Origin of the sequence: Thermosipho sp. 1244 (assembly GCF_018588215.1) — a bacterium.
Lineage (GTDB): Bacteria > Thermotogota > Thermotogae > Thermotogales > Fervidobacteriaceae > Thermosipho > Thermosipho affectus.
This window is the reverse complement of sequence record NZ_LNGA01000030.1, coordinates 66,799-77,591: the sequence shown is the minus strand read 5'-3', so window position 1 is coordinate 77,591 and position 10,793 is coordinate 66,799. Positions and strand designations below refer to the sequence as shown.

11 protein-coding genes, 1 pseudogene and 1 CRISPR repeat array are annotated in these 10,793 nt (G+C 29.2%); all 12 genes and pseudogenes read left to right on the top strand.

Annotated features, from left to right (window positions below; genetic code table 11):
- Positions 1–245 precede the first annotated feature (245 nt).
- The 12 genes and pseudogenes from AS157_RS07275 (at position 246) to AS157_RS07220 (ending at position 10,793) form a co-directional block, all read left to right on the top strand.
- Positions 246–1,484: an ABC transporter substrate-binding protein gene (locus tag AS157_RS07275; protein ID WP_077288603.1), complete on the top strand. Its 1,239-nt coding sequence runs from the start codon at positions 246–248 to the stop codon at positions 1,482–1,484.
- Between the two features lie 51 nt (positions 1,485–1,535).
- Positions 1,536–2,417: a carbohydrate ABC transporter permease gene (locus AS157_RS07270; RefSeq protein WP_077288602.1), complete on the top strand. Its 882-nt coding sequence runs from the start codon at positions 1,536–1,538 to the stop codon at positions 2,415–2,417.
- Positions 2,418–2,429: 12 nt separating this feature from the next.
- On the top strand, positions 2,430–3,269 hold the full coding sequence (locus AS157_RS07265) for a carbohydrate ABC transporter permease (RefSeq protein WP_077288601.1): 840 nt from the start codon (positions 2,430–2,432) through the stop codon (positions 3,267–3,269).
- Between the two features lie 5 nt (positions 3,270–3,274).
- The gene (locus AS157_RS07260; protein ID WP_077288600.1) at positions 3,275–4,657 is read left to right on the top strand and encodes an amidase family protein; all 1,383 of its coding nucleotides are present in this window, start codon (positions 3,275–3,277) and stop codon (positions 4,655–4,657) included.
- 47 nt (positions 4,658–4,704) lie between these two features.
- Positions 4,705–5,493, top strand: coding sequence for an MBL fold metallo-hydrolase (locus AS157_RS07255; RefSeq protein ID WP_077288599.1), 789 nt, complete (start codon positions 4,705–4,707; stop codon positions 5,491–5,493).
- Between the two features lie 445 nt (positions 5,494–5,938).
- Positions 5,939–6,091 (top strand): annotated as a pseudogene (locus tag AS157_RS07250) (transposase); the annotation flags it as partial.
- A gap of 612 nt (positions 6,092–6,703) precedes the next feature.
- Positions 6,704–7,270: a CRISPR direct-repeat array (repeat unit 30 nt; unit sequence GTTTAGAACATACCTATGAGGAATGGAAAC).
- Between the two features lie 96 nt (positions 7,271–7,366).
- Positions 7,367–7,630: a CRISPR-associated endonuclease Cas2 gene (gene cas2, locus AS157_RS07245; protein ID WP_075665155.1), complete on the top strand. Its 264-nt coding sequence runs from the start codon at positions 7,367–7,369 to the stop codon at positions 7,628–7,630.
- Between the two features lie 10 nt (positions 7,631–7,640).
- The gene (gene cas1b / locus AS157_RS07240) at positions 7,641–8,627 is read left to right on the top strand and encodes a type I-B CRISPR-associated endonuclease Cas1b (RefSeq protein ID WP_077288597.1); all 987 of its coding nucleotides are present in this window, start codon (positions 7,641–7,643) and stop codon (positions 8,625–8,627) included.
- On the top strand, positions 8,581–8,901 hold the full coding sequence (gene cas2, locus AS157_RS07235; RefSeq protein WP_352039439.1) for a CRISPR-associated endonuclease Cas2: 321 nt from the start codon (positions 8,581–8,583) through the stop codon (positions 8,899–8,901). Before cas1b ends, cas2 (AS157_RS07235) begins: the two co-directional genes overlap by 47 nt.
- A gap of 40 nt (positions 8,902–8,941) precedes the next feature.
- Positions 8,942–9,352 (top strand): hypothetical protein, encoded by a 411-nt coding sequence (locus AS157_RS07230; RefSeq protein ID WP_077288595.1) that lies wholly within the window; start codon positions 8,942–8,944, stop codon positions 9,350–9,352.
- 7 nt (positions 9,353–9,359) lie between these two features.
- A complete protein-coding gene (locus tag AS157_RS07225; protein ID WP_077288594.1) occupies positions 9,360–10,016 on the top strand; it encodes a sigma-70 RNA polymerase sigma factor region 4 domain-containing protein in 657 nt (218 codons plus the stop codon).
- A gap of 24 nt (positions 10,017–10,040) precedes the next feature.
- Positions 10,041–10,793 (top strand): hypothetical protein, encoded by a 753-nt coding sequence (locus AS157_RS07220; protein ID WP_077288593.1) that lies wholly within the window; start codon positions 10,041–10,043, stop codon positions 10,791–10,793.

Here is a 10,793-nt window from a genome sequence, read left to right as displayed (position 1 = left end):
GAAGTAATATATAATTTAAAATATGTATTTAAGGATAATTTAGAATAATATATTATTTTTCTATTAATTTCTAAGTGTAAATCTTTTTATTTGAAACATTTCCAATATTAAATATTTTGAGTTATACGGTATTATAAGAATATATTTTTGATTATTGATAAAATTCTGAATCTTATATAATTTAGATTTTTCCATGGTATTATGTTACTATTACTTTGAACATCAAAAAAAGGAGGTGTTTTAATATGAAAAAACTGTTTGTTTTGAGTATGTTGGTATTTGTGTTTGCTTTTTCATTTGCTATTACTACCATAACAATGACATCGGGTGGGGTTGGAAAAGAACTTGAGGTACTTTATGCTCAGTTAAAAGAATTTATGAAGCAAAATCCAGATATCGTTGTAACTGTAATTCCAATGCCTGATTCGTCAACAGAAAGGCATGATTTATACGTTACATATTTGGCTGCAGGAGAAAGTGATCCAGATGTTTTGATGCTAGATGTTATTTGGCCACCAGAATTTGCTCCATTTTTAGAAGATTTAACAGCTGATTATGATTATTTCGAATTGAACAAGTTTTTACCTGGAACTGTAAAGTCTGTTACTGTAATGGGAAGAATTGTTGCAGTGCCTTGGTTTACAGATGCGGGTCTTTTGTACTACAGAAAGGATTTGCTTGAGAAGTATGGTTACAAAAAACCACCTGAAACATGGGACGAACTTGTAGAAATGGCTAAAAAGATCTCAAAAGCAGAGGGAATTGAAGGCTTTGTTTGGCAAGGAGCAAGGTATGAAGGACTTGTTTGTGATTTTATGGAGTACTTGTGGTCCTTTGGTACAGACGTACTTGATGAAAATGGTAATATTATTGTAAACAATCCAAAAGCTATTGAAGCATTACAATTTATGGTAGATCTAATTTATAAAGATGGAATTTCACCTGAAGGTGTGACTACGTATATGGAGGAAGATGCACGAAGGATATTCCAGAGTGGTAATGCAGTCTTTATGAGAAATTGGCCGTATGCATGGTCACTTGCAAATTCAGATGATTCTCCAATTAAGGGAAAAGTTGGTATTGCTCCATTGCCAAAAGGTCCTGGTGGAAAGCATGCTGCAACTTTAGGTGGTTGGAATTTGGGAATAAATGCAAATTCTTCTCCAAAAGAAAAAGAAGCTGCTAAGAAATTAATAAAGTTTTTAACAAGTTCAAAGGAACAGTTGTATAAGGCGGTAAATGCAGGACAAAATCCAACAAGGATGGAAGTATATGATGTGCCAGAATTAAAAAAGGCAAATCCATTTATGGTCGAATTGTTTGATGTATTTATTAACGCTTTGCCAAGACCAAGGGCGGTAAATTACGCTGAAATTTCAGATTCAATACAAAGGCATGTACATGCTGCTTTAACAAGGCAGGTAACTCCAGAACAAGCTATAAAGGATCTTGAAAAAGAATTAAAAATGCTTCTTAATAAATAAAAAAATCTGGGGGGGAATCCCCCCCTGATTTTAATGTGAGGTGGTAGAGGAATGAATAAAAAAGAACCAGTTGTGGCCTTTTGGATGATCTTTCCTGCCATTTTTGTGATCTCAGTTATTGCGTTTTTCCCGTTGTTCAAGACATTTTACGATAGTTTTTTTGACTTTGGATTGAATCCTATGTTTAAAAGAGAGTTTGTTGGTTTTGGAAATTATATTAAACTATTTAATGATAGTAGATTTTGGGCGGCATTTAAAACAACAATAATTTTTACAGTTGTTTCTGTGTTGCTTGAAACTGTTTTGGGACTTTTGATTGCTTTAGTGGTGCATCAAAATTTTAAATTTAGAGGATTAGTAAGAGCTGCTATGTTAATTCCATGGGCGATTCCCACAGCAATTTCTTCTCAAATGTGGAGATGGATGTTTAACGATCAATTTGGTATTATTTCTAAGTTGTATGAGGCTCTAGGAATAATAAAACCTGGGACTCCAATTTTGGGAAGACCGGGACTTGCTTTATGGGCAATTATACAAGTGGATGTATGGAAGACTACACCGTTTATGGCACTACTTATTTTAGCAGGGTTACAGTTAATTCCAGAACAATTATACGAAGCTGCTAAAATTGATGGGGCTAACATGGTACAGAGATTTTTTAAAATTACCCTACCTCAAATTATGCAAACTATTGGGATTGCTTTAATATTCAGAACTTTAGATGCATTGAGAGTTTTTGATGTTGTATATGTTATGACGCGTGGGAGTGTAGGTACCGAAACATTATCTGTGTATAATAGGTCTCTTTTGATGGACAGGGCTTTTACAGGAAGATGGTTTGGATACGGTTCTAGTCTTTCTGTGGTCATTTTTTTGTTGATTTCCATTTTTGCGATAATTTATATTAAATCGTTAAAATTGCAGATTGACTAAGGAGTGAGAATCGTGAAATATAAAAGAGTGATTTATAAATTTTTCTTGTACTTAGCAGTTATTTTGATTTTTATATGGTGTGTTTTTCCGTTTTATTGGGCTATTGTGTCATCTTTAAAACCGGACAAGGATTTATTCGAATTAAATCCTTCACTTTTCCCAAGGCAAATTACATTTGAAAATTATATAAAAGTCTTTTCTGAAAGGCCTTTTCATATAAATATTTGGAATAGTATTGTTGTTTCAGGAATTACTACGTTGTTTTCACTGGCAATTGGTTCACTTGCTGCATACGCAATTGCAAGACTTAAATTTAAGGGAAAAATAGTTGTTATGTCTTTAATTTTGGCAGTTAGTATGTTTCCACAGGTATCTATTTTGGGATCTTTGTTTGTGATTTTAAGAAAGTTTAAGTTAATAAATACGTATGCGGGACTTATTTTTCCATACGTTTCTATGACACTTCCGTTGACTACTTGGATTTTACAGAATTTTTTTAGAGAACTTCCTAAAGAAGTTGAGGAATCAGCTGCCATTGACGGTTGTTCAAGATTTAGAACTTTATGGTCTATTGTTTTACCTATGTCTGCTCCAGGGCTTGTGGCTACCGGACTTTTAACTTTTATATCAGCTTGGAATGAATTTTTATATGCACTTACATTTATGCAAAGGCCCAGTAAATATACGGTTCCAGTGGCAATTGCATTGTTTAAAGGTGCTTCACAGTATGAAATACCGTGGGGACAGATTATGGCAGCTGCTGTAATTGTTACTACCCCATTGGTAGCACTTGTGTTGATTTTTCAAAAGAAGATTATTGCAGGTCTTTCTGCTGGATCTGTTAAGGGGTGATTTTTTTGAGAAATTTAACTATTAAGAGATTTAATAAACTATACGATGAAGGTAAAATAACTTCTGAAAAATTGGTGGAATTTTATTTGGAACGTATTTCAAGTATTTCTTTAAATGCTGTTTTGGAAATTAATCCAGATGCCTTATTTATCGCAAGAGCAATGGATGAGGAAAGAAAAAATAACAAAAAACGGAGTAACTTGCATGGGGTTCCAGTAATAATCAAGGGAAATATTGATACAAAAGACAAAATGCAAACAACAGGAGGTGCAAAGGCACTTTTAGGAAATTATGCGAATAATGATGCGTTTTTAGTAAAAAAATTAAGGGAATCTGGAGCGGTTATAATTGGTAAGGCAAATTTAACTGAATTTGCAAATTTTGTGTCATATGAGATGCCTAATGGATATAGTAGGTTGGGTGGTCAGACAAAAAATCCATATGGAAATTTTGATGTTGGTGGATCAAGTTCAGGATCTGCAGTGGCTGTTGCAGCTGATTTTGCGCTTGTTTCAATTGGTACTGAAACATCAGGCTCAATACTTTCACCTTCAAGTAGCAATTCCTGTGTTGGATTAAAACCAACCGTTGGTACAGTGAGTAGAAATGGTATTATTCCCATATCATATACGCAGGATACGGCTGGACCTATAACTAGAACAGTTGAAGATGCATTTGAGGTATTTAGGATTATATATGGTTTTGATTTAAATGATCCTGCAACTTATATAGTAAAAAATAAAAAAGTTCCAGAAAAGATAAAAGAAATATCTGATTATTCTGGAATGGTTTTTGGATATAGCAAACAATTTTTTAATTGGTTGACACATGAACAGATTTTGTTATTTAAAGATAGTTTGAAGAAGGTTGAAAAATTAAATGGAAAAGTAGTTGAAATAAAGTTTGAAAATCTTGATAAGATAAATAATATAAATGTTTTATTTTATGAATTTAAGCATGGAATAAATAATTATTTGAAGGATAAAGATTTGCAAGTTAAAACGTTAACAGATGTAATTAATTTCAATTTTGAAAATAAAGATGCAATTCCATATGGACAAAGTATTTTATTAAGATCAGATACAACAGATATTAATGAAAGAAAATATATAGAGTCATTATTAAATGATAGAAAGTATGCAAAAGGGGGAATAGATTGGTTATTTGAAAAATATAACTTAACAGCACTTTTATTTCCCGCAAATTATGGTGCTCACATAACTGCAAAAGCAAAATATCCTTCAATAACTGTACCTGCTGGGTATACCGATACAGGACCTTTTGGATTAACTTTTTCTGCAAGAGAATTTGAAGAGGAAAAATTATTTTCTTTAGCATACTTATTTGAAAAGAATTTTCCAATAAGAAAAATACCACTTGAAAAATAAGTTATTCTTAATTGAGAGCAAATCTCTATTTAATCGGTGGTGAGGATGTGAAGATTTGGATTTTGATGAATGATAAATCCAAAAGTGGGTTCTATTTTGAACATGGTTTTAGTGCATTGGTTGAGTTCAAAGGAAAAAAGATCCTTTTTGATACAGGGCAAAGCGATCTTTTTCTAAAAAATGTAGAAAAATTAGGTTTGAATCTTTTGGATTTAGATACAGTTGTTATAAGTCACGGACATTATGATCATGGAAATGGATTGGAATTCTTATTAAAAAAAGTTGGACCTAAAAAAATTTATGTTGGAGATGGATTTTTTAACCTTAGGTATAGTGGAGAAAAGTATGCTGGTATTAAACATAATAGAATTTTCTACGAGAAAATTGGCGGAAATTTTGAGATTGTGCAAAATGATTTGGAAATATTTAAAGGTGTTAAGATTATTACAGCAGCACCTTTGAAAACTTCCGAATATTCAGAGAAAAAATTTAAAATTGGTTCTAAAAAAGAACGAGATTTATTTAATGATGAATTGTACCTTTTTATTGAATCATCAAATGGTGCTGTTATACTTACAGGTTGTTCTCACAGGGGAATAATAAATATAATTTTGCATTTATCAGAAAAAAGTAGAATTAAGGCAGTTATCGGAGGATTTCATCTTTTAAATAAGACAAATGAGGAACTTTTACAAATTTCAAAGATGTTGAGTACTTTTCAAATTGATGCGCTTTATCCTTGTCATTGTACGGGAGATGTTGCAATTGACATTTTTAAAAAGAACCTAAAAACAAAAGTTTATGAATGTCTTGCAGGGAGTGTATTTGAGTTTTAGTTATGGAATTTTGTATGAGAATATTCTTTTATTATGGATATAAGCCGAATTATAAATTTAAAGTGATAATTCATATAATTAAAAAAGAAAAATGAAGAAGCTATTCAAATTTTAGTTCAAAAATTTATACTATAGTACAACATGCCAGTATGGCGTTATTTCTTATCTTCTTGATCCTACTTTGTTTTATTCCATAAATTGTACATTCCTAAATTGTTTTAATTTTTCTCTAAAGGCTATGTATTCTAAAATAGATAAAAACTTGTTACAAAGGAGGAGTACATAGCATGAAAATCGAAAATATTATACCACAATTTCTTATAGAAAATGAAGAGAAAATGAGAAATTTTTTCACCTGATTTTATAATATAATAATGGAATATGGATAACAAAAGAGCATATCGAAAATGTCTATATGAAAAGGAATCTTGGAAAATTAGGGAAGTTGGAGAAAGTAAACAAAAAACTGAAAAGGAAAGCTAAAGTAGTAGGAGCTTTTCCAAATGAAAGATCACTTTTAAAATTAAAAGTAGCAATTTTACATGCCATTAACGAAGAATATTTATTTGGAAAAATATACTTGTCTATGGATTATTAATCTGTTTTAGAATACAGGAGTTTTTTACAGAATTTTCTTGACAGAACCGTTTATTATTTCTTCCATTCAGTTAAGTTGATAAGATGAAAGTTTCCTTGTTTTCAAGATTTTTTGTCTTTTAACAATAATGTTTTTCATTATTTTTAATAATATTAAGTTTAATTTTCTATAGTTAATCATGTGTTTTATTTATGTGAAGAATATATAGTTAAATTATTATAATATCATAATTATGTTATTTTATATCAAATAGTGTATTTTCTTTTATTAAATAGAAAATATCATTCATTATGAATAAAACATAAAATTACGTAATATAAAATAAAATAATATTTAATATAATTTGTGAATTATAAACAAATTAAAATAAATTAACTAATAGGTTTTCCGTTTACATAAATTCATACAAAATACCTTGTTTAATAAAATATCGATTGTAACTAATTGTAACGTTTGGGTTAAGGTGAAAAATATAAGGAATATTCGATGACCTTTTCCGTTAACAAAAAAAGCTTGTATATGGCTTAAAATAACGTGTTTACTTTCGAGTAACTTCCAGTTAATCAAAACGAAAATAATGTGGTTTATAATAATTTATGAGGTTCTTAATTGGTTTAGAACATACCTATGAGGAATGGAAACTATTACGTTTTCGTAGCCGTAACTTCTGTAAACTGGTTTAGAACATACCTATGAGGAATGGAAACAAATTGCGATATCAGCTCTTGTATCTGCGTTTTTGGTTTAGAACATACCTATGAGGAATGGAAACATGTTCTTAGGGAACAAGGAATTGAGGTGGTAACAGTTTAGAACATACCTATGAGGAATGGAAACTTGCCTTCGTTTTTTACAACTTTTAATTTTAACATATTAACGTTTAGAACATACCTATGAGGAATGGAAACTCAACTATTGTTTCGTTTACAAATATTGGCAGATATGTTAGTTTAGAACATACCTATGAGGAATGGAAACTTCTTATCCCTCCTTTCTTTTTTTGTTCACATCTTGTTTAGAACATACCTATGAGGAATGGAAACTTGCTAAACCAACGTTGTTGTCTTTGTTTAATGTTGGTTTAGAACATACCTATGAGGAATGGAAACCGGAGGATTCTTGTTGCTCTTGGGTAGGAGTTAAATTCGAGTTTAGAACATACCTATGAGGAATGGGATATAAAATTTTTATTTGAAAAATTTTTTTATTTTGTCAGATTTTTTTGTTTTAGATCGTAATTATAAATGAAAGAAGAATTAATTTGGAGGGAATTTTATGTATGTTATTATGATTTACGATGTTAATAGAAAAAGGGTTTCAAAAGTTTTAAGAATTGCTAGAAAATATTTACGTTGGGTACAAAGATCTGTTTTTGAGGGTAGAATAACAGAGAAAGATTTTAATGAATTGAGAATGGAAATACAGAACATAATTGTTGAAAATGAGGATAGTATATATTGGTATATTTTAAAAAAAGAATTTGTTCCTTATAGGCACTATATTGGTGAACCCAAATCAACAATTTCCAGTATTATATAGGGGGGAATTTATGGAAACATTATATATTTTTACCGATGGTGAAATCAGAAAAAAAAATAATGCAATGTATTTGGTTCCAAAGTCTAAAGAAAAAAAGCCAATGATTGTTCCATTAAAAAATGTTAGTTCTATTATGATTTTTTCAGAAGTGAGTATAAATAAAAAATTTTTAGAAATGCTATATAAAGAAGAAATACCACTGCATTTTTTTGGTTATTATGGTAATTATCTGGGAACTTTTTATCCAAGGGAAAAGAATAAAACGGGGAAAACATTGCTTTTACAATTTGAACATTATAACGATATGGAAAAACGTATATTAATTGCAAAAGAAATATTAAAAGCTGCTGTTCATAATATGTTGAAAGTTTTAAGAGGTTTTAAGGAACTGGTATATGATGAAATACTGTATATTGAAAAGATTAAATCAACGCTTGATAAACAAAGAAATATACCAGCTTTAATGGCTATTGAGGGAAATATAAGAAAAAAGTATTACAAAGCTTTTGGAAAAATAGTTGGTAAGAAAGATTTTCGTTTTGAGGAAAGAAAAAGAAAACCTCCAAAGGACGAAATAAATGCGTTAATAAGTTATGGAAATACAATTTTGTACAATATAGTGTTATCTGAGATTTATAAGACTTCTTTGGAACCTCAGATAAGTTTTCTTCATGAACCTAAAAACAAGAAATTTTCTTTACAACTTGATATTTCTGAAATTTTTAAACCTATTATAGTTGATAAGGTAATTTTATACCTGGTAAACAATAAAATTGTCCAGAAATCTGATTTTGAGCCAACAAATGGTGGAATTTATTTGTCAAAAGAAGGAAAAAAGAAATTTGTTTTAGAACTTGAAAAAAGATTAGAAAAAACAGTAGAAATATATCCAAATCAAAAAGTTTCTTTTAAAACTGTTATATTACATGAATGTTATAAACTTATAAGACATCTCAAGGGGGAAGAAAATTATCGAGGTTTTAGGGATAGGGGGTGATTTTATTAGATACATTCTTCTTACATACGATGTTAATGAAAAGAGGGTAAGTAGAGTACATAAAATTGTAAAAGAATATCTTGTATGGCAACAAAATTCAACATTTGAAGGAAAAATAACACAATCAAATTTGAAACAGTTAGTAGGAAGGCTAAAGAGAATAATTGATGAAAGGAAGGATAGTGTTGTAATATATTACTTTAATTCAAGTGCTGTTTTTAATAAAGAAGTTGATGGAAAAGTAAAATGGATTGTTTTAAATAATCTTTTGTAATTTTTATTGAATATGTTATAATCTTTACGGTGATGTAAAATTGAAAAAATTGATTGATGAAATATTTAAAACTGAAAATGAATTTAAAAGATACTTTAAATCTGTAATAGGTATAATGACAGGGTTGAGGGAATTTTCGAAAATAGTAAAAACACAATCACTTTGGAGATCAAAAGAGAGGCCTAGAACTACTAGGCCTGTTTTTGTTGAATATTTAGAAAATAATACGTGTAGGCTTTTATTTTTATCAACAAAAAATTATTCCAAACTAAAGATAGATATAAGAAGGGAGTGTTCTGTTTCGAAAGAATGTAATTTAAATAAAATGTCTTATGCTTTTAAAAAGAAAGGTAAGTTTATTTTTGATGGTATCCCGAAAGATATAGTAGATAAACATTTAAAAAAATGTGGAATATGTAAGAAAAGTCTAGATGACTTTTTAAAGGGGTGAAGAAAAATTGAAAAAAGATTTGTTTAGGAAAGAGTTGTTGGATTATATTGTAAATAATAAAGTTAGTGAAAAATTTCTAAATTCTGTAAAAGGAATTGTAATAAGTATTATTTCAAAAAACAAAACATATCAAACTGGGATTAAGGCATGTTACGGAAGTATTGAAGATGCAATAAATGATATATTAAACGATATTTTGATAAAAATAAAGAATAAAGCACATATATTTAAAAATTTATCAGATAATCATGGCGCGTATTTATATACCATGATAAAAAATCATATTGTGGATGTTTTGAGGAATTATAGATTTAATATTTCTTTAGACAATGAAAGTGATGATTTTGAAAATAGAATTGAATATTTTTTGCATTCAGATGATTTAAATGATAGCTTTGAATCTGTGATTGTATCACAGTATTTTTTTAAAGAGCTAAAAAAAATAAATGATAAGTATTTGTGTTTTTATTTGTACAAAGTCTTATATTCTGAAGAAATATGTTTTTCTGAAAAAACAAAAGATGCAAAATATAAGATTAATCAGAGAACAAAAGAAAAATTAAAGGAACTTGTTCAAGAGAATGGTGTTACTGAAAAAGAATTTTTGTTGGCTATCCGTATTTATATGTCAGAAATTTGTGAAAAGTTACGTAATAATAAATAGAGAGGAATAAAAAAGGAGGGTATTATGAATTTCTTAAAAAGTGAATTAGAACTTTATAAAGAATATAATAAAGATTTTAAAGCGGATTTTATAGAAATAAACAACGGTTCGAGATTAGTTGCAGGGGATATTTTCGTTATTTACACAACGAAATATCCAATTTATGGTGTGATAGTTAGTAAAACGGATGATTTGAACGAAGCTGTTTATTTGACAGCTGAGCCATTCCTTGCGAGTTCTACGGCTTGCAGATTGAAAGTAAATCACCTAGTGTCGGCTGTAAAGCTGACACACATTAAGTTTTATTTTGACGATGAATTTTCAGACAAGTACTGTGAATTTATAAAACACGTAGATGTAGAAGAAATTATAGAAAACTACAATATCTTGGCGTCAGAAGTATATTCTGGCCCAAGAAAAGAATTCTTTAGTTTAGAGTCAAAAAAAATTGAAAAATTATATGAACTTTTCTTTGAAAAAATAGTTTATGATGATTCAAACGAAGTATGTATAGAATTTCCAGAAGAATTAAAAAGACATGAAAAAATTTTGGCAGCTGATACAGATGGTGTAAAAGGTGAAAATTATGTGGGAATAATTAAGGAAAAATCGCTAATAATTTACTTAGATGATAGTCTTTTGGGAAAGAAAATAAATGTGTTTTATAAAGACAGAGAACTTTTTAATGGAGTTGTACATGATTACATTAAAATTACAAATATTAATGGTTTGACTAAAGAGGAAATAGAAAAAAATTTAAAAATAAGCGAGGTGTGA